This window comes from Streptococcus sp. DFI.7.26, from assembly GCF_022240605.1.
Lineage (GTDB): Bacteria > Bacillota > Bacilli > Lactobacillales > Streptococcaceae > Streptococcus > Streptococcus xiaochunlingii.
Genome location: NZ_JAKOGN010000076.1, coordinates 1 through 241, shown reverse-complemented (window position 1 = coordinate 241; position 241 = coordinate 1). Strand labels below are relative to the sequence as shown.

The 241-nt window shown below is 58.9% G+C and carries 1 pseudogene; it reads right to left on the bottom strand.

Features of this window, described 5'->3' with window-relative positions:
• Positions 1 to 241: pseudogene (locus L0M85_RS09985) on the bottom strand (beta-L-arabinofuranosidase domain-containing protein); the annotation flags it as partial.

The window sequence follows — 241 nt, the reverse complement described above, 5'->3', positions numbered from 1 at the left end:
CGGCCACCGGAAGATCGGCCGGCTTACCGTTGACTTCCAGCGTGTAGTCCTTGGACCACTGCGGGATGCGCACGGCAACCTTCTTATTCAGGCCGTTCGGGTTGGACACATGGAAGGTGATGTCGCCGCTCCAGGGGTATTCGTCGCCGGTCTGGGTCTGTTCGATGGTGAAGTCATCCTCGAACTCCGTCTTGTTGGCTACGAACTGGTGCGCATACACCGTCTTGCCATCGTCGGAAAC